We start from the raw sequence: 24036 nt of genomic DNA, 5'->3' as shown, positions 1-24036 counted from the left end.
CGCATGTCCCAGGACCAGCAAGGCCAGAGCAGCGACTGGCAGGGTGATCTGCTGCGCAATCTGCGCAATCTGACCGGAGAGCTCGACGAGTTGGCGGGCAAGCAGGAGGCGGAGGCCGACAAACCCGCCGAGCCCGCCGACGCCGTCCCGCCCCGGGCGGCGGCCCCGGCCCCGGAGCCCGCCCCCTACCGTCCCGCTCCCCTGCGTCCCCTCCCCACCCCCGTCACCACCGAGATCGAGCTCCCCGAGGAACTCCTCAAGGGCAAGCCGCTCAGCGGGGATTCGGCCGCCAAGCGCACCAGCCGCTCCCTGCGCCGCCTCGTCGGCTCCTCGGCGACCCGTGAGGTGGAGGACGCGACCCGCGTCGCGCAGGCGTTGCAGCAGCCGCTGACCACCGGGCGGCAGATCGTCGTCACCAGCATCCGCGGCGGCGCCGGCAAGACCACCGTCACCGCGCTGCTCGGGCGCACGTACGCGCACTACCGGCAGGACCCCGTCCTGATGCTGGAGGCCGACGCCGCGCTCGGCACGCTGCCCGCGCGTCTCGGCGCGACCAAGGTGCGCTGGACGACCGCGGACCTCGCGCGGATCATCGAGCCGTCGATGCAGCTGACGGACGTCGTCGGCTATCTCGTCCAACTGCCCGAGCGCGGCGGCTGGCTGCTGCCCGGCAGCCAGGGCCGGGTGGGCAGCCGGCTGGAGCTGGACGAGTACCGCTCCGTCATGGTCGCGCTGCGCCGCTACTTCGGCATCACCGTCGTCGACTCCGAGACGCTGCCCAGCGAGCTGGCCCGTACCGCCCTGGTCGCCGCGCAGGCGCGGGTGCTCGTCACCCCGGCCACCGCCGAGGGCGTCACCAGCACCCGTGCGGTGCTGGAGTGGATGGCGTCCCTCGGGCGCCCGCAGCTGATGGCGAAGACCGTCGTGGTCCTCGCCGCGTCCTCCCCGCACATGACGCTCGACGTGGCCGCGGCGAGCGGCCACCTCCAGCTGGACGGCGTCAAGGTGCTGACGCTCCCGTACGACCGGCACCTCGCCGCGGGCGGGCCCATCCGCACCGAACTGCTGGGCCAGGCCACCCGCGAGGCCGCCACCGAACTCGCCGCCGACGTCCTCTCCCGAGCCATGAGCAGGCGAAGCACCCGATGACCACGCGCATAGTCCACCGCCCCGCCCGCACCACGCGCCCCCTGGTCGTCCCGGACGCGCGCACCATCGAGCCGCCGCCCAACCTGCCCGAGGGCAAGACCGGCGGTGCCCTGCACACCCTCATGCCCATTGCGGGCGTGATGAGTTCCGTCGTGATGATGACGGTTGTGCGCAACAGCCAGTTCGCCGGGCTCGGTGCCATCGTGCTGGTCGTCACCGTCATCGGCTCGGTCGGCATGCTGCTGTCGCAGCGCGGCAAGGCGCAGCGCACCCGGCGCGCGCAGCGCGAGCGCTACCTGGAGTACCTGGAGGAGCTCCGCGAGGAGCTGGGTGCCGAGGAGCGGGAGCGCCGCGAGGCCGCCCGTGTGCTCGACCCGGCGCCGGAGGCGCTCTACGACGTCGTGCGCGACCCGGCGCGGCTGTGGGAACGGCGGCGTGCGGACGAGGACTTCCTGCGCGTGCGCATCGGCACCGGCCGGATGCCGGCACGCCCGCTGACCGTCGGGCAGCAGGGCAGCAGCGTGCTCACCCCGCCCGACCGGTTCATGCTCAACGAGGCCGGTGCCCTCAAGGCCCGTTTCAGCACGGCCACCGACCTGCCGCTGACCGTCCCGCTGGACCGCGCGGGCAACGTCAGCATCGTCGGTGGCGACAGGGAGAGTGTGCTGCGTGTCGTGCGTGCACTCCTGTGCCAGACGGCCGTTGCGCACGCGCCCGACGACGTCGCGCTCGCCCTCGCCGCTCCCGGCGACCGGATGGCGGACGACTGGGAGTGGGTGAAGTGGCTGCCGCACACTTTGGACCCCGAGGAGCACGACGGGCCCGTCGCCGCCCGGCGCCTCGCCCCCGAACTCGGCCGGCTCGCCCGGCTGATCAACCGTGATCTGCGCGAGCGTGCCTCCTACGCGGCCGAGGTGCGCCGCGGCCTTGCCGGCAAGGACGCGCTTCAGATGCAGAGCCGGCTGCTCGTCGTGAGCGACGAGTACGGGTCGGACGCCCGCGAACTGCCGTGTCCCGACGAGGCGGTGGGCCTGGCCGAGATGGGTGTCACCGTGCTGCACCTGGTCGCCGAGCGCGTCCAGGAGCCCGGTCACGTCTCCCTGCGCATCACCGTCGACGGCGACCAGGTGCATGTGGAGGATCTGCGCACGCCGGAGCCCGTCGTGGTCGAGGGCACCGCCGACCCGGCCACCGCGGCCGGTGCCGAGGGGCTCGCCCGGCTGATCGCCCCGTTGCGGCTGTCCGCCGAGTCACTTGTGGACGCACCTCTGTCGGGTCCGGTCGGCTTCACGGAGATGCTCGGCATCGACGATCCGGCGCAGCTCGATGTGACCGCCCTGTGGCAGCCGCGCGGCGAACGCGCCTTCCTGCGCGTGCCGATCGGCATAGGGGACGGCCACCAGCCGGTCCTGCTCGACCTCAAGGAGTCCTCCGAGCTCGGCATGGGCCCGCACGGCCTGTGCGTCGGCGCGACCGGCTCGGGCAAGAGCGAGCTGCTGCGCACGCTCGTCCTCGCGCTCGTGGCGAGCCATCCGCCGGAGGATCTGGCGATGGTCCTCGTCGACTACAAGGGCGGTGCCACCTTCGCGCCGTTCGCCGGACTGCCGCACGTCGCCGGTGTCATCACCAACCTGGAGAACCAGGCCGGCCTCGTCGAGCGCGTCCACTCGTCGCTGGCGGGCGAGGTGCAGCGCCGCCAGCAGGTGCTCAAGGACGCCGGGAACGTCGCCGACATCGGCCACTACGCGGCACTGCGCGAGACCCGGCCCGACCTGGAGCCGCTGCCGCACCTGTTCGTCGTCATCGACGAGTTCGGCGAACTGCTCACCGCCAAGCCGGACTTCATCGACCTCTTCCTGTCCATCGGCCGCATCGGCCGCTCCATCGGCGTGCACCTGCTGCTCTCCAGCCAGCGCATCGAGGGCGGCAAGCTCAAGGGCCTGGACACCTACCTGTCGTACCGGCTGGGCCTGCGCACGTTCTCGGCCGACGAGTCGCGCACCGTCCTGGACACCACCGACGCCTTCCATCTGCCGCCCATCCCGGGCTTCGGCTACCTGAAGGTCGACACCAGCGCCTACGAGCGCTTCAAGGCCGGCTTCGTGTCCGGCCCTTACAAGGGTCCGGCTCTGCGCGACGTGGAGGATGCCGCGCCGCTGGCCCTGCCGTACCCGGCCTTCAACACGCTCGAAGGCCCCGAGGACGGCTCCGGCGACGCCGAACCGGCCATGCGCACCCGCAACCCGGGCCCCAGCGTCATGTCCGTCATGGTCGACCAGCTGCGCGACGCCGCCGCGCCCACGCGCTCCATCTGGCTGCCGCCGCTGCCCTCCGCCATCGCGCTCGACACCTCCGCCGGACCCGTCCAGGCGGGCAGCCGCGGCATGCAACTCGCCGTCCGGCCGGGCGCGATGAAGGTGCCGCTCGGCCTGCTCGACGACCCGGCCCGGCAGTGGCAGGGCCAGTGGACCCTCGACCTCACCGTCGCGGGCGGCCACGCCGCCGTCATCGGCGGCCCGCAGTCCGGCAAGACGACGCTGCTGCGCACCCTCGCGCTGTCGCTGGCCATGACGCACACGCCGCGCGAGGCCGGCATCTACGGGCTCGACCTGGTCGGCGGCGGCCTCGCCGCGCTCGCCGGGCTGCCGCACGTCGGCGGCATCGCCGGGCGCGCCGACCGCGAACGCGCCGCCCGCACCGTCGAAGAGGTGCGCGGCATGCTCGCCGCGCGCGAGGAGCTCTTCCGCGAGCACGGCATCGACTCCGTCGAGCGGCTGCGCGAGATGCGCGCCGAGGGCCGCCTGCCCGAGCTGTCGTCCACCGAGATCGTGCTCGTCATCGACGGATTCGGCGCCCTGCGCGACGACTTCGAGATGATCGAGGACGCCGTCACCGACCTGCTCAAGCGCGGCGGCGGCTACGGCATCCACGTCGTCGCCGGCATGCTGCGCTGGAACGACGTGCGCATCGCCACGCAGGCGATGTTCGGTACGCGCATGGAGCTGCGGCTCAACGACCCGGGCGACTCCAGCATCGACCGCAAGCTCGCGGAGACCATCGCCGCGGACGAGCCCGGCCGCGTCCTGACCGACGGCAAGCTGTTCGCCCAGACCGCGCTGCCGCGCATCGACGGCCTCGCGTCGACCTCCGAGATCGGTCCGGCCGTCGAGCAGGCCGCCATGGTCATCCGCTCGTCCTGGTCCGGCGACGGCGCCCAGCGCGTCCGCGTGCTGCCCGCCCGGATCCCGGCCGCCTCGCTGCCGCAGGTGACGGCCGAGCCCAACCGGGTGCCCATCGGCCTGGACCAGACGGCCCTCGCGCCCGTCCTGCTCGACCTGTTCAAGCGCGACCAGCACCTGATCGTCCTGGGCGACAGCGAATGCGGCAAGACGAACCTGTTGCGTCTGATCGCCCAGGGGCTCATGGAGCGCTATTCCGACGAGGAGATCGTGTTCGCGGTCATGGACCCGCGGCGCGGCCTGCGCAAGCTGGTGCCCGAGGAGTACCGCGGCGGCTACGCGCACAATTCCAAGCTCTGCGGTGCCCTCGCCACCGGCATCGCCACCGAGTTGGAGAAGCGCATGCCGGACGACCTGGCCGCCCAGGACGCCCTCGCGTCCGGCACCTGGTACTCCGGGCCGCGCATCGTCATCCTCATCGACGACTACGACATCCTCACCACCGCGGGACAGCAACCGCTCGCGCCCTTCCTGCCGTTCATCCCCTCCGCCCAGGACATCGGCCTGCACTTCGTGGTCACGCGGCGCGTGGCCGGTGCGTCGCGGGCGCTGTACGAGCCGTTCCTGATGACGCTCCGGGAGAGCGGTACGGCGGCGGTCGTGATGACCGGCGACCGGCAGGAGGGCCAGCTCTTCCCGGGCGTGTACGCCGGGGCGCAGCCGCCCGGCCGGGGCACGCTCGTCCGCCGGGGCGAGGCAACGCGGCTGATCCAGACGGCGCTTGCCGCAGAAGACAACGGGGACAACGGGGGAAACAGCTGATGACCAAAGATGTGATCGCACTGACCGAGCGGATGCCGGATGCCTGGAGTGTCCTGGCCGGTCTGCTCTCCGGCGGCCCCGACCTGCGGGTGCAGGCGGCCGGGGACGGTGCCGTGGTCCAGCTCTGCGACGCGGAGGGGCGGCCGCTGGTCTCCATCGAGGCCCCGCTGCTGCTGCAGGTGCCGGGCGAGGCGGCCCGGCTGCTGGGTACGGACGTTCCGGGTGACGGTCCTGTGTGGTGGACCGAGGCACGTGCGTCAACTGCCGTGCCGCAGGCGGCGGAACTGGCGGGCACCTTCGCCGCCCGGCTGCAGATGCTGCTGGGCGGCAGCGTGTGGCCGCAGGACGCGCCGGGCACGGCCGACCCGGCGAAGCCCGTCGACACGTCCGGCATCAGCGCCGTACCCGCGCAGGCGGCCGCACAGCCGGCCGTCGACGTGCTGACGGAGCACGTCGCCGTGATCCTCCAGGACCGGCCGGTCATCGCCATGACGAGCTGGCTGTCCGAGGCCCTGCGCGCCACGCTGGAGAGCGACCGCGGCCTGCAGATCGTCACGCCGGGCCACTGCCGGCTGTCGCTGCCGACTCGGTCGTTGATGTCGACGGCGATGCCGTCGCGCTGGGTCGTCCAGGACGAGAAGGTCGGCTACTACGACGGCCTGTCGGGCGCTGTCCTGCGGTGGCAGGACGGCATGTTCCTCGCGGCGACGGACGAGAACGGCGAGACGGCGGTGGCGCCCGCCTTCACCGATGTGCAGCGCACGGACGAGCGCCAGGTGTCGGTGTCCTTCCGGACCCTGCACCAGCCCGAGGCCCACCTCGTGCTCGGCGGCGCGCTGGAGGCCGCCTGGCAGGCGCTGACCGGCGAACTCCCGGCGGGCTGGGGCACGGCCGAACCGGCCAACCTGCCGTGGTCGCGGCGCCAGTTGACGGACCTCGCGTACGAGCGGGCGCCGCAGCCGACGTGGACCGTGGTCGTCGGCAGCCCGGAGCGGCCGGCCGTCGCCACGCTGCGGGTCGTGCGCACGCCGGACGGCGTGGAGGAGGACATCACGCTGACCGTCGGCTACGGGGCCGGCGAGAAGCCGCCGCTGGACGCGGTGCCCGGGCTCGCGGAGGAGCTGGCGACGCGGTACGGGCTGCGCTCGATGCTGTGCCACCTGCGGGAGGCGCGGCGCGACCTCGCGGTGCCGCCGTGCTTCGAACGGCCGCCGGTGCCGTTCGCGTTCGCACTGGGCGCGGGGGAGGTCCGTGAAATGGGCGTGGCCCGGGCCGGGCGCACGCCGCTGGCCGAGGCCCCGGTGAAGCTGGGCGCGGAGGCGCGCCCGGGCTTCTACTACCCGCTGGGCGACGGGGAGACGGTGGAGGGGTGGACGGCGCTGGAGGCGCTGATGCGGCACCTGAAGGGGGTCGAGGCCGCGTAAGTGGGCGCCCCGTAAGGGGCGCTACCGCCTGAACGCCCACTCCATGCGCGGCTCCAGCGCGAAGCGCAACACCCGTCGCACGGGGGCCGTGCACAGCACCGTGATCATGATCACGGCCAGCGCGGTCACCACGACCATGCCCACCGGCTGCCGCACCCACGCGGCGGCGTCGTACCAGCCCCACCACCGCGACATCTTGATCACGAACCCGTGCAGCAGGAACCCGGAGATCGTCCCGGCGCCCAGTGCCGTGAACCATGTCCTCCTCCGCGGCACCCAGGCGAAGAAGCCCGCCGTCAGCACGGCGGCGCATCCGAAGAGTGCCAGGCCCATCACCGGGGCCGTCCACAGCGGTTGGTGCAGGTCCTGGACGGCGTCGTTCCGGTAGAACCAGCCCGAGTCGATCCGGGGCGCGAGGAACCAGGCCACCGTGATCGCGCACGCGAACACCGGCACCGCCGCGATCCGCACCCACCGCTTCTGCACGAGGGCGAAGTGCTCCGGCTTCATCCGCAGCCCGATCACGAAGAAGGGCAGGAACTGCAGCACCCGCATCAGGTCGAAGTCCGGCCCGGTGTGCGGCGCGACCATCGCACCGATGGAAATTGCGAACGCAATCGGCACCGGCCAGCGCAGCACCTGCCACACCGGCGTCGTCAGCCGCCACACGAACAGCGCGGCCAGGAACCAGTTCAGGTACCAGGGGTTGGTCAGCGTGAACGGGTCCGGCGGGGCGTCGTCCTCCGCCCAGTGCTGGAAGAGGATGTAACCGGTCTGGAAGACCAGATACGGCACGGCGACCCCGGTGACCAGTCGCTTGATCTTCGCGGGAGTGAAGTCGAAACCCCGGGAGAAATAGCCGGACATGAGGATGAAGGCCGGCATGTGGAACGTGAACACCGTCAGGTAGAGCGCCAGGGCCGTCCGGCTCGTGTGGGTGAGCGGCTCCCAGGCATGCCCGACGGCGACCAGCACGATCGCGAGGTACTTCGCGTTGTCGAAGAAGGGGTCGCGGGCCGAGGGGGCGGGGGAGGGGAGGGGAGGTGCGGTGGCCACCGGGCGGGAGGTGGCGGTGGGGGACATTCGAGGAACCCTAGCCGCGCGGGCCGAGGCCGGTAAACCGCCGGGAGATACCCGGCGGATCAGGTCCGTACCAGACGATTCGGACCTGGGGGTTCCCTGAGAAGCCCCTGGTTGTACCCCGAGGAATCGTCACGCCATCTTTCCCCCCGGCGAGTTGGTGGCACGATGGTGGTCAGTCCCCGACCGAAGGTGTGATCTGCTGTGGCGATTTCACTGTCCGTGGTGCTGCTCCTGGCGATCGTCCTGGTGGTGATGATCCGTGCCAACAACATCAAGACAGGCCCCGCGATCGTTGCGATCCTCTTCGGCTTCTTCCTCGCCTCCACGGGCATGGCCCCGTCGATCCACCGGTTCCTGGACTCGATCGCGCAGACGATAAACGGCATCCGGTTCTGAGCGCGTTCCGGGGCGCACGCGCCGCACATGAAGAACGCCCCCGGCCGGAGCCGGAGGCGTTGTCGGAGCGGGCGACGGGAATCGAACCCGCGTAGCCAGTTTGGAAGACTGGGGCTCTACCATTGAGCTACGCCCGCGCGCGCCGGAAAGCCCGTGAAGGCTGCGCGGCACGGTGTGCATCGTAGCGGGTCGGAGCGGTGCGCCGCACGCCACCCCTCCTCGCCCTCCGCGCCCCCCGAATTCCGCGTCCCCCGCACCCCCGCGGCGATGTACCCTACGTCTCGCACTTACGGGGTGTGGCGCAGCTTGGTAGCGCGTCCGCTTTGGGAGCGGAAGGTCGTCGGTTCGAATCCGGCCACCCCGACCAGCAAGATCACATTGTGGGGCTCATCCTGCTTGCGGTTACTATGCAAGCTGCGCGTCTGTGTGTCTTCTCTACCGCGCGCGATCCGCTGAACATCATCAGCTGAAACCCAAGCAGTCAGCCCCAAGGAGACCGAACCGTGAAGAGCGCCGTGGAGACCCTGAACCCGACCCGGGTTCGGCTCACTGTCGAGGTGCCCTTCGAGGAGCTCAAGGCCAGCCTCGACGCGGCGTACAAGAAGATCAACCAGCAGGTCACGGTGAAGGGCTTCCGCAAGGGCAAGATCCCCGCCCGCGTGATCGACCAGCGCTTCGGCCGTGGCGCTGTGCTGGAGGAGGCCGTCAACGACGCGCTTCCGAAGTTCTACACCGAGGCGGTCAACGAGGCCGAGCTGAGCCCGCTGGGCCAGCCCGAGGTCGACATCACCGAGCTCAAGGACAACGAGCTGCTGGCCTTCACCGCCGAGGTGGACATCCGCCCCGCGCTGGAGATCCCGGACTACTCGGGCATCGAGGTCACCGTCGACGTCGCCGAGGTGACCGACGAGGACGTCGAGAAGTCCGTCGAGCAGCTGCGTGAGCGCTTCGCCACCACCGCCCCCGTCGAGCGCGCCGCCGCCGAGGGCGACATCGTCACCGTGGACCTCGAGGCCAAGGTCGACGGCGAGGTCCTGGAGGACGGCGTCGCCAAGGGCATCGACTACACCATCGGTTCCGGCCAGCTGCTGGACGGCATCGACGAGGCCGTCACCGGTCTCGAGGCCGGCGGCACCGCGACCTTCACCTCCGAGCTCAAGGGCGGCTCCGCCGAGGGCAAGGAGGCCGAGGTCAAGGTCGACGTCACCGCGGTGAAGTCCCGTGAACTGCCCGCGCTGGACGACGACTTCGCGCAGCTGGCGAGCGAGTTCGACACGCTGGACGAGCTCAAGGCCGACAGCCGCAAGCGCCTCGCCCGCATGAAGAAGTTCGACCAGGCCACCCAGGCCCAGGAGAAGGTGCTCGAGGAGCTCCTGAAGCTGGTCGAGGTCCCGATGCCCGAGAAGCTTCTCGAGGACGAGATCAAGACCCGCAAGCACAACCTGGAGCACCACCAGCTCGGCCAGATGGGCCTGACCCTGGACAAGTACCTGGAGATCCAGGGCAAGTCCGCCGAGGAGTTCGACGCCGAGCTCAAGGAGCAGGCCGAGAAGGGCATCAAGACCCAGTTCGTCCTCGACGAGATCGTCAGCAAGGAGGAGGTCGGCGTCGACCAGGAGGAGCTCACCGAGCACCTCATGCGCCGCGCCCAGTCCTCCGGCATGAGCCCCGACCAGTTCGCCCAGGCGGTTGTCGAGGGCGGCCAGGTGCCGATGCTCGTCGGCGAGGTCGCCCGCGGCAAGGCGCTGGCCACCGTCGTCGAGGCCGCCACGGTCAAGGACACCGAGGGCAACGTCGTCGACCTGGAGGACGAGGACGAGACCGAGGCCGCGGCCGAGGCCGTCGAGGGCACCGAGGCCTGATCCTCCGCCCGGAGCCCCGCACCGCGCTCCGTACGGGCCCGGACCGCTTCCCCGCAAGGGGCGGCGGCCCGGGCCCGTCGCGCTTCCCGGACCCCTGGGGGAACCTGCGCTCAGAGCGAACAGTTACGGATGCGGGATGGCGCCTGCCGACCAGCGCGTTAGGGTCCGTAGATACGAGGGCAGGGGAGACTCTGGCAGCGCACCGGGGACAGCCCGGCCGCGCCGGTCCCGGTCCTCAGAGAAGACGCGGAGACGGCCCGTTGCCGTCAGAGACGAGCAGGTGGATACGTGACGAATCTGATGCCTTCCGCCGCCGGTGAGATCGCCATCGGTGGTGGCCTCGGCGACCAGGTCTACAACCGGCTGCTCGGGGAGCGGATCATCTTCCTCGGCCAGCAGGTCGACGACGAGATCGCGAACAAGATCACCGCGCAGATGCTCCTCCTGGCAGCCGACCCGAGCAAGGACATCTACCTCTACATCAACAGCCCCGGCGGCTCGGTGACGGCCGGCATGGCGGTCTACGACACCATGCAGTACATCCCGAACGACGTGGTCACGATCGGCATGGGCCTCGCGGCCTCCATGGGCCAGTTCCTGCTGACCGGCGGCACCCCGGGCAAGCGCTTCGCCCTCCCGAACACCGACATCCTCATGCACCAGGGCTCCGCGGGCCTCGGCGGCACGGCCTCGGACATCAAGATCCAGGCCGAGCAGCTGCTGCGCACCAAGAAGCGCATGGCCGAGATCACGGCGCTCCACACCGGCCAGTCCGTGGAGACGATCATCCGCGACGGTGACCGCGACCGCTGGTTCACGGCCGAGGAGGCCAAGGAGTACGGGATCATCGACGAGATCATCACGCACGCCTCCGGCGTTCCGGGCGGCGGCGGCACCGGGGCCTGACGGCCTCGCAAGTACCGCCGGAAAGCCACCTCCCAGCCCACCGACCGCCATCAGGATGGTGAACACCCGCATGAACATCTCGTCCCACCTGGCCTCCGCCAGCGGCCTCTACACCGGTCCCCAGGCCGAGGCCCGTTACGTCGTCCCGCGCTTCGTCGAGCGCACCTCGCAGGGCGTCCGCGAGTACGACCCGTACGCGAAGCTCTTCGAGGAGCGCGTGATCTTCCTGGGCGTGCAGATCGACGACGCCTCCGCCAACGACGTCATGGCGCAGCTGCTGTGCCTGGAGTCGATGGACCCGGACCGGGACATCTCGATCTACATCAACAGCCCCGGCGGCTCGTTCACGGCCCTGACGGCCATCTACGACACGATGCAGTTCGTGAAGCCGGACATCCAGACGGTCTGCATGGGCCAGGCCGCCTCCGCCGCCGCGATCCTGCTGGCCGCCGGCACCCCCGGCAAGCGCATGGCGCTGCCCAATGCGCGCGTCCTGATCCACCAGCCGTCCAGCCAGACGGGCCGTGAGCAGCTCTCCGACCTGGAGATTGCGGCGAACGAGATCATGCGCATGCGCACGCAGCTGGAGGAGATGCTCGCCAAGCACTCCACCCAGCCCCTCGAGAAGATCCGCGACGACATCGAGCGCGACAAGATCCTCACCGCGGAGGACGCGCTGGCGTACGGTCTGGTCGACCAGATCGTCACCACGCGCAAGTCGTCCGTGGCGGTCTGAGAGACCGGCCCGGGCCTTCTCCCGGGCACTGTGCCGCCGGTACCCCCCTTGGCCGAGTAGGTCCAAGGGGGGCCCGCACGGGGGGCCCGGCAAGGTACCGTCGATAGGCAAGCACTCGGGTCCGCGGAACTGGGCGGATCCCAGGCGAAGGGGAAGCACCTCGTGGCACGCATCGGTGACGGCGGCGATCTGCTCAAGTGCTCGTTCTGCGGCAAGAGCCAGAAGCAGGTGAAGAAGCTCATCGCGGGTCCTGGTGTCTACATCTGCGACGAGTGCATCGACCTCTGCAACGAGATCATCGAGGAAGAGCTCGCGGAGACCTCCGAGGTGCGCTGGGAGGAACTCCCCAAGCCCCGTGAGATCTACGAGTTCCTCGAGGGCTACGTGGTGGGCCAGGAGGCCGCCAAGAAGGCCCTTTCCGTCGCCGTGTACAACCACTACAAGCGGGTCCAGGCCGGCGAGACCGGCGGCCACAACCGCGACGACGGCATCGAACTGGCCAAGTCCAACATCCTGCTGCTCGGCCCCACGGGCTCCGGCAAGACGCTGCTCGCGCAGACGCTGGCCCGTATGCTCAACGTCCCCTTCGCCATCGCCGACGCCACGGCCCTGACGGAGGCCGGCTACGTCGGCGAGGACGTCGAGAACATCCTCCTGAAGCTGATCCAGGCCGCCGACTACGACGTCAAGAAGGCCGAGACCGGCATCATCTACATCGACGAGATCGACAAGGTCGCCCGTAAGAGCGAAAATCCGTCGATCACACGGGACGTGTCGGGCGAGGGCGTCCAGCAGGCCCTGCTGAAGATCCTGGAGGGCACGACGGCCTCCGTCCCGCCCCAGGGCGGCCGCAAGCACCCGCACCAGGAGTTCATCCAGATCGACACGACGAACGTCCTGTTCATCGTGGGCGGCGCCTTCTCCGGTCTGGAGAAGATCATCGAGTCGCGGGCCGGCGCGAAGGGCATCGGCTTCGGCGCCACGATCCGCTCCAAGCGCGAGATCGAGGCGAGCGACCAGTTCCAGGAGGTCATGCCGGAGGACCTGGTGAAGTTCGGGATGATCCCGGAGTTCATCGGCCGGCTCCCGGTCATCACGTCCGTCCACAACCTGGACCGCGAGGCCCTGCTCCAGATCCTGGTGGAGCCGCGCAACGCCCTGGTGAAGCAGTACCAGCGCCTGTTCGAACTCGACGGTGTCGAGCTGGACTTCGACCGCCCGGCGCTCGAAGCCATCGCGGACCAGGCGATTCTGCGGGGGACCGGCGCGCGCGGTCTGCGGGCCATCATGGAGGAAGTCCTGATGTCCGTGATGTACGAGGTCCCGTCCAGGAAGGACGTGGCACGGGTCGTCATCACCGAGGACGTCGTCCACTCGAACGTGAACCCGACGCTGGTGCCGCGGGAGCCGCGCATCGTGCGCAAGGACGAGCGGCACGAGAAGAGCGCGTAGTCACGCAGAAACGTCAAGAGGGGGCGCCCGGTCGGGCGCCCCCTCTTTGCTGCTGTGCGGGGTTACTTGTCCTTGCGGACTGCGGTGCGGACCTTGGCCGTTGCGTCGGAGAGGTCCTTGGGGGACATGACGTCGCCGGTGGCGTCCATGCCGCTGGCACCCATGCCGCCGCCGAGGCCTCCAGAGGTCTTCGGTACCTCGTGCGTGACGACGCCGACGGCGCTGCTGTCGGCCCAAATGCAGGTGCTGGACTGGGCATTGCTGCTGATGGTCCCCATATTGATGGTGACCTTCTTGGACAGACACTTCATCACCGCGCCGTCGAAACCACTGGGGTGGTACTCGGTGGCAGGCGAGGTCGTCTCGTAGGTGGCGTGGATCTGGGCGCCCAGCTTCTTCTCGTTCTCGTCCATCTGGGCGAGCATGGCGTCGACCGTCTTCGCCGGGTCGGGGACCTCGCCGTAGACGCCGGCCACCGATAGAACCTGCTTCTGGCCGTTGGTGTAACGGCCTGAGACACCGGTGCCGTTGTCGATGCCGAGGGCCTTGGTCTTGTCGTTGTTGGTGAGGTCCTGGCTGGTCTGGGCGCCAGGCTGCGTGGGGCCCTTCGTGTATTGCCCGTCCAGCAGCGAATCCGGCAGGACGATCGTGTACGGCTTCACCTTGCCGCCACCGCTGCTGCCGCCCGAGAGGAACACGATCCCGCCCACGACCGCGCCCACAACAACCAGCGCGCCCACCGCGATCGCGATGCCCTTGCCGGCGCCGCCGCTCTTCGCGGGCGGGGGCGGGTAGCCGCCCGGCATGCCCGGCTGGCCCCAACCGCCCTGCTGCGGCGCCTGCGGAGGCTGCGGGGGCTGGCCCCAGCCGCCCTGCTGGGGCTGCTGCGGGGCGCCGTAGGGGGGCTGGACCGGCGGGGCGGCGTAGGGGGACTGCGGCGGCGGGGCCTGCTGCGGGTAGCCGTAGCCGGGCTGGCCGGGGGCGCCGCCCTGGCCGTACGGGTTGGGCCCCTGGGGCGGCTGCGGGGGCTGGCCGTACGGACCCGGCTGGTTGTAGCTCATTGTTTCCTCTTCGACTCTTCGGCTCGACGCAGGGCTCTCACGCGACAGTTCTGCGCCATCCTTCCCGATGGCTTATTCCGGCCTTACGTCGGGGCGGCAACGGTTCTGGAACAGTCCGGGGGTCAGTTCGTGATTTCCACCCGCATGTCATGACGGATTCCCGCCGCGAAGGCGCCCGCTTCGTCGGCGCTCGGGGTCATGCCCGTCCGTATCGCGGACGCATCCATGTGGATGACGGTGCCGACGGTGCTGTGGTCGGCCCAGATGCACATGGGCGTCTTGAGGGTGTGGCCGGCGAAGACCGGGCCGCTCATCACCATGTTCTGGCACTTGAGCACGGCGCCGTCGTCGAGCCCGGCGGGCGTCACCTTCTGCGGGGTGCCCTCGACCGAGGTGTTGGTGCCGTCCTTCTCCTTGCCCGCCGAGGCGGCCATGGCGTGGAACAGGCCGTCCACGACCGTCTCGGGGTTCTTCACCTCGCCCCACGCGCCGGTGAACTTGACGACCTTCTGCGTGCTTTCGTCGCCGGCCTTGTAAGTGGCGCTGACATTCTGCGGGTTGACGACCCCCAGCGTCTTGAGGTCCTCCAGGTCGGCGGAGTCGAAGCCGTCCCCGCTCGCGGACGCGTCCTTGGCGTATGTGTCCGCCACCTTGTCCGGCGCGACGAGCTTGTAGCGCTTGCCCGTGGGAGCGGCGGACGACGGGGCGGCGGAGGGGGCGGCCGGTTTGGCGGCGGAGGACGCCGCCGCCTTCGCAGGCTTCTTGTCGTCGCCGCCCTTCAGGAGCATCCAGCCGCCGCCCGCGATGGCGGCGACCAGAACCACCGCGGTCGCGACGATGGCGGCGGTCTTGCCCTTGCCCTGCGGTTGCTGGGCCTGGAAGGGCATGGCCGGCGGCATCGGGGGCATGGGCGGCTGCGGCGCCTGCGGTGCCTGCGGTGCCTGCGCGTACGGGTTGGGCCCCTGAGGCACCTGAGATCCGTATGGCGGCTGCGGCGGCTGCGGCGGTCCGTACGGGCCCGGCTGGTTGAAGCTCATCGTGACTCTGCGTCCCCTTCGCGGCGGTTCCGACCTGTATGTGACGTGGCCAGGTCAAGGCCCCGTCATCCTCGCCGATGGGCGATCGAGGGCCCCCGCCGGGGGGTAAACGGGTTCGTGGGCCGCGCCCCCCGCCCCGTAGAATTCCCCCGTGACCGATAACACTCAGCAGCATCCGCACAGCGTCCCCGAACTGCCGACCCAGTACGCGCCGGCCGAAGTAGAGGGGCCGCTGTACGAGCGCTGGGTAGAGCGGGGCTACTTCGAGGCCGACGCGCAGAGCGACAAAGAGCCGTACACGATCGTCATCCCGCCGCCGAACGTCACCGGCTCCCTGCACCTCGGGCACGCGTTCGAGCACACGCTGATCGACGCGCTGACCCGCCGCAAGCGCATGCAGGGCTACGAGGTGCTGTGGCAGCCCGGCATGGACCACGCCGGCATCGCCACGCAGAACGTGGTCGAGCGCGAGCTGGCCAAGGAGGGCAAGTCCCGGCACGACCTCGGCCGCGAGGCGTTCGTCGAGCGCGTCTGGCAGTGGAAGGCGGAGTCCGGCGGCCAGATCTCCGGTCAGATGCGCCGCCTCGGTGATGGTGTCGCCTGGTCGCGCGAGCGCTTCACCATGGACGAGGGCCTCTCCAAGGCCGTCCAGACGATCTTCAAGAAGCTCTACGACGACGAGCTGATCTACCGCGCCGAGCGCATCATCAACTGGTGCCCGCGCTGCCTCACCGCCATCTCCGACATCGAGGTGGAGTACCAGGACGACGACGGCGAGCTCGTCTCGATCACCTACGGCGAGGGGGACGCGTCCATCGTCGTCGCGACGACCCGCGCCGAGACGATGCTCGGTGACACCGCCGTCGCCGTCCACCCCGAGGACGAGCGCTACAAGCACCTCGTCGGCACCGAGATCGAGCTGCCGCTGACCGGCCGGCGCATCCCGGTCGTCGCCGACGAGCACGTCGACCCCGAGTTCGGCACGGGTGCCGTCAAGGTCACCCCGGCCCACGACCCGAACGACTTCGAGATCGGCCGCCGGCACGACCTGCCGTCGCTGACCGTCCTCGACGAGCACGGCGTCATCACCGTCCACGGCCCCTTCCTCGGCCTGGACCGCTTCGAGGCCCGCTCCGCCATCGTCGGCGCCCTGCGCGCCGAGGGCCGGATCGTCGCCGAGAAGCGCCCGTACACCCACTCCGTGGGCCACTGCTCGCGCTGCAAGACGACGCTCGAGCCGCGTCAGTCCATGCAGTGGTGGGTCAAGACCGCTCCGCTGGCCAAGGCCGCCGCCGACGCCGTACGCGGGGGCGAGGTCAAGATCCACCCGCAGGAGATGGAGAAGCGCTACTTCGAGTGGGTCGACAACCTGCACGACTGGTGCATCTCGCGCCAGCTGTGGTGGGGCCACCGCATCCCGGTCTGGTACGGCCCGGACGGCGAGATGGTCTGCGTCGGCCCGGACGAGCAGCCGCCGACGGGCGAGGGCTGGCACCAGGAGACCGACGTCCTGGACACCTGGTTCTCCTCCGGCCTGTGGCCGTTCTCCACGCTCGGCTGGCCCGAGCGGACCGAGAGCGTCGAGAAGTTCTACCCGAACTCCGTCCTCGTCACCGGCTACGACATCCTCTTCTTCTGGGTCGTCCGGATGATGATGTTCGGCCTCTACGCGATGGACGGCACCCCGCCGTTCCACACCATCGCCCTGCACGGCATGGTCCGCGACCAGTTCGGCAAGAAGATGTCGAAGTCCTTCGGCAACGCGGTCAACCCGCTGGACTGGATGGACAAGTACGGCTCCGACGCCGTCCGCTTCACGCTCGCCCGCGGCGCCAACCCCGGTGTGGACGTGCCGATCGGCGAGGACTGGGTCCAGGGCTCGCGCAACTTCGCCAACAAGGTGTGGAACGCGACGCGGTTCGCGCTGATGAACGGCGCCACCGTCGAGGGTGAACTGCCGCCCGCCGAGCAGATGTCGGCGACGGACCGCTGGATCCTCTCGCGGCTCAACTCCGTGGTCGCCGAGGTCGACGCGTACTACGACGACTACCAGTTCGCGAAGCTCACGGACGCGCTCTTCCACTTCGCGTGGGACGAGGTCTTCGACTGGTACGTCGAGCTGTCCAAGACCACCTTCATGGGCGGCGGCGAGCCGGCCAAGGTCTCGGCCCGGGTCCTCGGCGAGGTCCTGGACGTCACGCTGCGCCTGCTGCACCCGGTCGTCCCGTTCGTCACCGAGACGCTGTGGACCGCGCTCACCGGCAAGGAGTCGGTCGTCGTCGCCGAGTGGCCGGCCGACAGCGGCTTCCGCGACGCCGGCGCCGAGCGGGAGATCGAGGAGCTGCAGCGGGTCATCACCGAGGTGCGGCGCTTCCGCTCGGACCAGGGGCTGCAGCCGGGCCAGAAGGTTCCGGCGCGGCTGGAGCTGTCCGGCACGGCGCTCGCCGCGCACGAGGGTGCGATCCGTCAGCTGTTGCGCTTGCAGCCGGCCGGGGACGGTTTCCAGGCGACGGCGACGCTGCCGGTGGCCGGGGCCACCGTTGCGCTCGACCTTTCCGGTGTCATCGACTTCGAGGCGGAGCGGAAGCGGCTCGCCAAGGATCTTGCTGCCGCCGAGAAGGAGAAGGCTCAGGCCACGGCCAAGCTCGGCAACGAGGCGTTCCTCGCCAAGGCGCCGGAGGCGGTCAAGGAGAAGATCCAGAAGCGGCTTGCTGCCGCGGAGGCCGATATCGAGCGGATCAGCGGCCAGCTCGCGGCTCTGCCGCAGGGCTAGTCGGTCGGCTGCGGGCCGGCTGTGGCTGGTCGCGCAGTTCCTCCCCCAGCTACCGCTGGGGGTACCCCCAGCGCCCCTTACGGGGCGCGGGCCGTCCGCGGTCGTAAAAGCCCCGCGCCCCTGACGGGGCGCGGGGCTTCCCTTATCCGCGCCGTGAGTCCCACGGCCTCGTTCGGCCCGGGTCCCACATGGGGCCCCACGGGCCCTGCACAGGCTCCTCCTCCACTCGGTTGAGGGGCCTGTCCTTGTTGCGCTCGCGGCGGTCGCGGACCGGCGCGAACAGTACGTACAGCGTGGAGACCGCGACGAAGACCAGGCGGATGAATCCGCGTGCCGAGTCGTCCGGCACGATGAACACGCTGCCGTAGAGCACGATCAGCGCGATCCAGCTCCACCACGGCACCAGGCGTCGCTGCCCGCACACGTCCCACAGCAGGGTGCCGAGCAGGACCGATGCCGTGTAGTAGGTGTAGACGCTGGGGTCGAGGACGATCCGGGCGTTGGCGCCCAGCAGCACGACCGCCGCCCAGCGGCCCCGCCACACCGCGATCGCGCCCAGTGCGAGGCCCAGTGCTGCCTGTGCGGGGCGGGCCCAGTTGGGGGTCTCGGGGTCGTTGGCGCCCAGCCAACGCAGCGCGGACGCGGGGTTGTTGGGGATGGTGAACTTCGCGGCGGCGAAGGAGTGCGGGTCCATGATGAAGAACGGCAGCCACATCACGGCCACCAGTCCCACGCACCACAGCACCGCCCGCATCCAGCGTTCCCGCGGCAGGGCGAGGATCAGCGGCAGGAAGGCCAGCGCCGTCGGCTTGGAGTCCATCGCCAGGGCGAGGCAGGCGCCGACGGCGGCGGCGTTGCAGCGCGTCAGGAACCAGACGGCCAACGCCGTGAAGAACAGGGCGAGTACGTCGTCGAGGTGCCCGAAGCGGACCGAGACCTCGATCCACATGGGGATGAACGCCGCGCCGGCGATCAGCACGCGCTGCCGCAGCCGCTGGTGGTTGGTGCCGGTGCCGAGGAAGTGGATGGCGGCACTGCGCCCGGCCAGTACCACGATCACCAGGCCGAGGACGGACATCAGCGCGGCGGCGAGGAACTGGCCTGCGTGCTCCGAGAAGGGGTTGAACAACCCCGCGACCAGGAAGCTGATCGGGCCCATCTGGAGCTCGGGGTGGTGGGCGTAGAGGTTGAGTCCGCCCGTGCCGTCGGCCCCGTTGTAGATCAGCTCGCCGCCCGTGCGCAGATAGTGCCAGGAGAAGCCGCCGTTGGGCTCCACCACGGCGAACCACAGCACGGTCCACGCAGTCAGCAGCAACAAGTGCATGCGGTTGCTGAGTTGTCGGGTGCGCACAACGCTCCGTTCCGCCACCCGGAACCGGTTCCGGGCATGAATATCACCGGCGGTCAGATGGCGGAACGGGGGTGAAGGTTGCCTCTGGAGTTGCGGAAGTGACGTACTTCTCAGGCGTCTCAGGCATCTCAGGCGTCTCGGGTGTCTCAGGCCTCGATGGCGACCGGGCCCGACTCGATCGTCTCGGCGTTGCGCCGCGTCTTCGCCCAGCCGTTGCGGCCGCGCAGCATCCGTACGAAGCCGCGGGCGGAGGCGGGGAAGAGGTGGTACGCGTACAGCCACAGCGCCAGGCCCCACAGCAGGGCGGCCGGGAACGAGGCGTCGGGCGCGCGGTCCCGGCGGTAGACCGGGCCCCACAGGACGAACGGCATGATCGAGACCACGGCCAGGGCGAGCACCAGCGGCCACAGCGCCAGCATGCCGCCGAACGCCGCGCCGGGTCCGTCCTCGGCGGCGGTCAGGCCGAGGAGGGCGAACATGACGGCGCAGAGCGCGAGCGTGACCAGGTGGGCGACCGGCTGGAGGAAGGTGTAGAGCGTCTCCAGGACGCCCTTGCCGCCGTAGTGGCGGGAGGAGACGATGCGCGGCGCGTAGCGGACGCACTGCAGATTGCCCTGGGCCCAGCGGGTGCGCTGGGTGAGGAAGCGGCGGCCGTGCGGCAGGCCCTCCTGGGAGACCCAGGTGTCGGCTATGTGGGATATCCGGTCGCCGGTGAGGATCATGTGCAGGCCGAGCTCGTAGTCCTCCAGCAGGGCGCCGCGCTGCCAGGGGCGCCGCTCGGCGGCGGCGATGCGGTCCAGCGAGGCGAGGCGGGTGAACTGGCCGTTGCCGCCGAGGCCGACGGAGCCGGTGCGGCCGCGCAGCAGCTGCATGCCGGCGTTGGAGACGGAGAACTCCATGTCCTGCATACGGACCAGGAGCCGGGCGAAGGCGTTGCGCACGCGGCCGCGGTCCGGCAGCGGTCGCGGGTCGCCGGCGTTGCGCATCCGGACGCTGACCTGCACGCCGCCGGTCTCGGGGTCGCCGAAGCCGGCCGGGCCGCTGACGATGTCCAGGGCGTTCGGGTCGAGCTGGCCGTCGGCGTCGATGACGCACACGACGACGCGCTCGCGGTCGGTGTGCTTCGACAGGAACTGGTTCAGCTCGTCGTACGCGGCGTTGAGCGCCGCGCCCTTGCCCTGGCGGGCGTTGGGGCGGTGGCGGCGCACGAGGTGGACGCGGCGGTCCTCCTCGGCGAGCTCGGCGACGATGGCGCCGGTGCGGTCGTCGCTGTCGTCGTCGATGACCCAGACGTGCGCGCGGGGGTGGTCGGCGCGCAGCCGGCCGACGGTAGTCCCGACGACCGCCTCCTCGTCCCGGCAGGGGACGAAGAAGTGCCAGTCGAAGGCGTCGGCGTTGCCGGGCTCGGCCTCGGGCCGCCGCAGGTAGGCGTGGCGGGCACCGGCCCAGTAGAGGAGGAAGCAGAGGAGGAGGAAGAAGGGGAACGCGAGCAGGAAGGGGCTGGAGAACATGCGGGGTGGAGCTCCGGGACGTTTCGGGGGCGCGAACGGGCGTGGTCGGCGCGGCTGTTACGCGGCGGCGGCCAGCTGCTGCGGGGCGGTGACCGTCGTCAGCAGTGCGACGATCCGCTCGGACGCGGTGCCGTCCCCGAAGGGGCTCGGCAGAGCGGCCAGCCGCTGAAGGCCCTCGGGACCCTCGGCAAGACGGCGGCGTGCGGCTTCGCCGATCGCCGGCCCCGGCTCGACCAGGTCGGCGAAGTCGGCCATGGCCTCGGGCCGTTCGGTCGAGCGGCGCACGACGACCAGGGGGCGGCCCAGCACCGTGCACTCCTCCTGGATGCCGCCGGAGTCGGACACCAGCAGCGCGGAGTGCCGGGCCAGGGCGAGGAATTCGGAGTAGCCCAGCGGGGCGCTCACCGTGAGCGGGGCGAGCAGGTCGGTCAGCCCCGCGGCCTCGATACGGGCCCGGGTGCGCGGGTGCAGCGGCAGCACGACCGGACGTTCGGCGGTGGCCAGGGCGCCGAGTTCGGTGAGGATGGCGCGCAGGGCGGCGGCGGAGTCGGTGTTCTCGGGGCGGTGGACGGTCGCCAGGACGTATGCGTCGGCGGTCAGCCCGTGCTGCGCCAGCAGGGCGGCGCGGTCGGCGGCGGCGGGCAGCTGGCCGTGCACGGCCTCGACGACGGTGTTGCCGGTGACGGCGATGCGCGCGTCGTCGATGCCCTCGGCGAGCAGGTTGGCGCGGTTGTCCTCGGTGGCGGCGCACAGCACGTCGGCGATGCGGTCGATGAGGACGCGGTTGTGCTCCTCGGGCATGTTGCGGTCGTGGCTGCGCAGCCCGGCCTCGACGTGCAGCAGGGGGATGCCGTGGGCGTTGGCGGCCAGCGCGCCGGCCAGGGAGGCGTTGGTGTCGCCCTGGACGACGACGGCGAGCGGCGGCTCGGCGGTGAACAGCTCGTCGAGCTGGCCGAGCGCGGCGGATATCTGCACGGCGCGCGGCTGCCCGCCGACACCGGTGAGGAAGGTGGGCTCGGGCAGCCCGAGCTCGGTGAGGAAGCGGCCCGACAGCGCCTCGTCGTAGTGCTGCCCGGTGTGGATCAGGTGGGCGGCGGGTCCCAGGAGCCGGCACAGGTCGGTGAGCTTGACGAGCTCGGGACGGGTGCCGAGGACGATGGCGATGCTGCGGCGCGGCAGGGACATACGGGAGCTCCTGGGGCTGACGGGGGCGGTGACAGCTCCAGAGCCTGCGGGGCGACGGTTGCGGGGGCGGATGAGCTTCGGTTGCGGGACGGTAGCGATTGGATTTCCCGCGCCCCGTAAGGGGCGCGGGGCTGTTACGTCATGCGGCTCCGCCGCGTGGGCGCGACCAGCCACGACGGACCCGCACCAGAACAACCGGGCCCAGGGGGGCGAAGCCCCCGGAGGTCACCCCCGGTACCGGTACCCCAGCCCCCGAACCGCCTCCAGCGGATCAGCGGCCTCATCCCCGGCCGCCTGGCGCAACTTGCGCCGCAACCGCATCACGGCGAACTTCACCCGCTCCCGCCCCGTCCCCTCCGGGTCGTCCCAGACCCGGTCCAGCAGCTGGTCCGTCGTGATCACCCGCCCCCGGTTGCGGACGAGCAGTTGCAGCAGCCGGTATTCGATGTCGCTGAGCCGCGCCTCCTGGCCCTGCCACACCGCCGAACGGCGTTCCGGCACCAGCCGCAGCCCGTCCTCGCCGAAGGAGTCGCCGGCCCAGCCGGCGGCGGGCGCGCTGCGCCGCAGCAGCGCCTCGACCCGGGCCAGCAGCTCGTCGTTGCCGAACGGCTTCGGCAGGTAGTCGTCCGCCCCGGCCCGCAGACCGCGCACCCGGTCGCTCTCGGCGCCCCGGGCGGTCAGCAGCAGGACGGGCAGGTCGCTCATGTCCCGGGTGCGCTCCAGCACCTGCCAGCCGTCGAGCTCGGGCAGGCCGATGTCGAGGAGCAGCAGCGCGGGCCGCTCGGCGAAGAGCAGGCGCAGCCCCTCGCGCCCGTTGTCGGCATGGAGGACCTCGTACCCGGCTCGCGTCAGGAGGGTGCGCAGCGCGAGCGCGAGGTCGGGGTCGTCCTCGACGACGAGCACCCGGGTCATTCCGGCCCCCCGGCGGGCAGCCGGATGGTGAAGACCGCGCCCTCGCCCTCGCGGCCCCCGGCGGTCAGCGTGCCGCCGTGCTGCTCCACGACCGTCCGGCTGATCGCCAGGCCCAGCCCGGTGCCCGGGTAGTCGCCGCTCCGGGCGTTGGCCGCCCGGGCGAAGCCGTTGAAGATCTCCTCGCGGGAGGCCTCGGGGATGCCGATGCCGGTGTCGGCGACCTCGATCCGCCAGTGGTCGCCGTGCGGTGCCGCCGTGACGGTGATCCGGCCGCCGGGCGGGGTGAATTTGGCCGCGTTCTCCAGCAGGTTGCCCAGCACGTGCTGGAGCCGGTGCCGGTCGCCGCGCAGGACGGGGCCGGGCGTGCAGTCCAGGACGGTGAAGACGGGGGAGGCGCTGCGCGTGCTCCGGGCCATGTGGTCCAGGACCGCGTCCTGCAGCATCGCGGGCACGTCGACGGGCCCGAACTCCAGCTCCGGTCCGGTGGCCCGCATCCGGGTGGTGAGCAGCAGGTCGGCGATGACGCGCTGCATCCGGTCGGCGTTGCGGTGGACGGCGTCGAGCAGCGCGGACTGCTCGTCGGAGAGCTCGCCGAAGTTCGGGTCCCGCAGCAGGTCGCAGAAGCTGAGGATGGAGGAGAGCGGGGTGCGCAGCTCGTGCGAGGCGGCGGCGGTGAAGGAGTTGCGCTGCCGGGCCAGCTCGGTGAGCTCGGCGTTGTCGCGCTCGGCGTCGTGCTCGCGGCGTTTGAGCTCCGTGATGTCCGTGAAAAGCCACATCGCGCCGAGGTACTCCCCGCCCTTGCGCAGCGGCTCGACCTGGCGGCGGACGATGCGTCCGTCGACGAGGGGGATCTCGGCGGCCCGGTGGACGTGCCGGCGGGCGAGGATCTCGCCGGGGGTGCGCGGGCCGGAGAAGTCGGCGGTGAAGAAGGCCCGGACGAGGGGGACGAGCGGCCGCATGGAAGCGCCGGCGGAGAGGTCGGCCCTGCCCTCCAGGTCGAACATCTCGACGAGCTGCCGGTTGACGGCCAGCACCTCGTCCTCCGGGCTCTGCAGGAGCGCTCCGGAGGGCAGCGCTTCCAGGACCGCCTGCAGGCGGTCCCGGTGTTCGCAGCCGTGCGGGGCGCAGCCGCGTGGACTTTTCTCCTCATCCACGGACAAAAACCTAGGGCATTCCGGAGTACTCCGCTCCGCTTGG

General features: G+C 70.9%; 17 protein-coding genes and 2 tRNA genes. 10 read left to right on the top strand and 9 right to left on the bottom strand.

Annotation, left to right across the window (positions count from 1 at the left end):
• Positions 1–3: 3 nt before the first annotated feature.
• The 3 genes from HG542_RS29180 to HG542_RS29170 are packed head-to-tail and all read left to right on the top strand — an operon-like array spanning position 4 to position 6574.
• Complete coding sequence (locus tag HG542_RS29180; RefSeq protein ID WP_171086649.1) at positions 4–1149, top strand: hypothetical protein; 1146 nt, start codon at positions 4–6, stop codon at positions 1147–1149.
• On the top strand, positions 1146–5150 hold the full coding sequence (eccCa, locus tag HG542_RS29175) for a type VII secretion protein EccCa (protein ID WP_171086647.1): 4005 nt from the start codon (positions 1146–1148) through the stop codon (positions 5148–5150). The genes HG542_RS29180 and eccCa overlap by 4 nt, the downstream gene beginning before the upstream one ends.
• On the top strand, positions 5150–6574 hold the full coding sequence (locus tag HG542_RS29170) for a DUF6177 family protein (RefSeq protein ID WP_171086645.1): 1425 nt from the start codon (positions 5150–5152) through the stop codon (positions 6572–6574). Before eccCa ends, HG542_RS29170 begins: the two co-directional genes overlap by 1 nt.
• A gap of 21 nt (positions 6575–6595) precedes the next feature.
• On the opposite strand, the gene HG542_RS29165 is transcribed toward HG542_RS29170, so the two are convergent.
• Positions 6596–7657, bottom strand: coding sequence for an acyltransferase family protein (locus HG542_RS29165; RefSeq protein ID WP_171086643.1), 1062 nt, complete (start codon positions 7655–7657; stop codon positions 6596–6598).
• 201 nt (positions 7658–7858) lie between these two features.
• Here HG542_RS29165 and HG542_RS29160 point away from each other — a divergent pair, with 201 nt between their 5' ends.
• On the top strand, positions 7859–8053 hold the full coding sequence (locus HG542_RS29160; protein WP_171086641.1) for a hypothetical protein: 195 nt from the start codon (positions 7859–7861) through the stop codon (positions 8051–8053).
• A gap of 66 nt (positions 8054–8119) precedes the next feature.
• Here HG542_RS29160 and HG542_RS29155 read toward each other — a convergent pair.
• Positions 8120–8190 (bottom strand) — tRNA-Gly (locus tag HG542_RS29155).
• A gap of 153 nt (positions 8191–8343) precedes the next feature.
• On the opposite strand from HG542_RS29155, the gene HG542_RS29150 reads away from it, so the two are divergent.
• From HG542_RS29150 to clpX, 5 genes are all read left to right on the top strand, one after another.
• A tRNA-Pro gene (locus HG542_RS29150) sits at positions 8344–8420 on the top strand.
• Between the two features lie 136 nt (positions 8421–8556).
• Complete coding sequence (gene tig / locus HG542_RS29145; protein WP_171086639.1) at positions 8557–9915, top strand: trigger factor; 1359 nt, start codon at positions 8557–8559, stop codon at positions 9913–9915.
• Between the two features lie 300 nt (positions 9916–10215).
• Complete coding sequence (locus tag HG542_RS29140) at positions 10216–10821, top strand: ATP-dependent Clp protease proteolytic subunit (RefSeq protein WP_171086676.1); 606 nt, start codon at positions 10216–10218, stop codon at positions 10819–10821.
• A gap of 55 nt (positions 10822–10876) precedes the next feature.
• On the top strand, positions 10877–11557 hold the full coding sequence (locus tag HG542_RS29135) for an ATP-dependent Clp protease proteolytic subunit (RefSeq protein ID WP_304414302.1): 681 nt from the start codon (positions 10877–10879) through the stop codon (positions 11555–11557).
• Between the two features lie 162 nt (positions 11558–11719).
• The gene (gene clpX / locus HG542_RS29130; RefSeq protein ID WP_171086635.1) at positions 11720–13009 is read left to right on the top strand and encodes an ATP-dependent Clp protease ATP-binding subunit ClpX; all 1290 of its coding nucleotides are present in this window, start codon (positions 11720–11722) and stop codon (positions 13007–13009) included.
• A 62-nt stretch (positions 13010–13071) separates the two neighbouring features.
• Here clpX and HG542_RS29125 read toward each other — a convergent pair whose 3' ends face one another.
• Entirely contained in the window at positions 13072–14070 is a 999-nt protein-coding gene (locus tag HG542_RS29125; RefSeq protein WP_171086633.1) for a hypothetical protein, read from the bottom strand.
• A 122-nt stretch (positions 14071–14192) separates the two neighbouring features.
• Positions 14193–15041, bottom strand: coding sequence for a hypothetical protein (locus HG542_RS29120; protein ID WP_171086631.1), 849 nt, complete (start codon positions 15039–15041; stop codon positions 14193–14195).
• A gap of 217 nt (positions 15042–15258) precedes the next feature.
• Here HG542_RS29120 and HG542_RS29115 point away from each other — a divergent pair, with 217 nt between their 5' ends.
• Positions 15259–17880, top strand: a complete 2622-nt coding sequence (locus tag HG542_RS29115; RefSeq protein WP_171086629.1) for a valine--tRNA ligase — start codon at positions 15259–15261, stop codon at positions 17878–17880.
• A gap of 142 nt (positions 17881–18022) precedes the next feature.
• On the opposite strand, the gene HG542_RS29110 is transcribed toward HG542_RS29115, so the two are convergent.
• From HG542_RS29110 to HG542_RS29090, 5 genes are all read right to left on the bottom strand, one after another.
• Entirely contained in the window at positions 18023–19204 is a 1182-nt protein-coding gene (locus HG542_RS29110; RefSeq protein WP_171086674.1) for a putative hexosyltransferase, read from the bottom strand.
• 173 nt (positions 19205–19377) lie between these two features.
• Positions 19378–20742 (bottom strand): XrtP-associated glycosyltransferase, encoded by a 1365-nt coding sequence (locus HG542_RS29105; protein ID WP_171086622.1) that lies wholly within the window; start codon positions 20740–20742, stop codon positions 19378–19380.
• 57 nt (positions 20743–20799) lie between these two features.
• A complete protein-coding gene (wecB, locus tag HG542_RS29100) occupies positions 20800–21927 on the bottom strand; it encodes a non-hydrolyzing UDP-N-acetylglucosamine 2-epimerase (RefSeq protein WP_171086620.1) in 1128 nt (375 codons plus the stop codon).
• Positions 21928–22152: 225 nt separating this feature from the next.
• Positions 22153–22839, bottom strand: a complete 687-nt coding sequence (locus tag HG542_RS29095) for a response regulator transcription factor (RefSeq protein WP_171086619.1) — start codon at positions 22837–22839, stop codon at positions 22153–22155.
• The gene (locus HG542_RS29090; protein WP_171086616.1) at positions 22836–23993 is read right to left on the bottom strand and encodes a PAS domain-containing sensor histidine kinase; all 1158 of its coding nucleotides are present in this window, start codon (positions 23991–23993) and stop codon (positions 22836–22838) included. Before HG542_RS29090 ends, HG542_RS29095 begins: the two co-directional genes overlap by 4 nt.
• Between the last annotated feature and the right edge of the window lie 43 nt (positions 23994–24036).

Origin of the sequence: Streptomyces morookaense (assembly GCF_013030945.1) — a bacterium.
GTDB lineage: Bacteria > Actinomycetota > Actinomycetes > Streptomycetales > Streptomycetaceae > Streptomyces > Streptomyces morookaensis.
The sequence above is the reverse complement of the archived record's forward strand: the minus strand, read 5'-3'. Positions and strand labels throughout refer to the sequence as shown.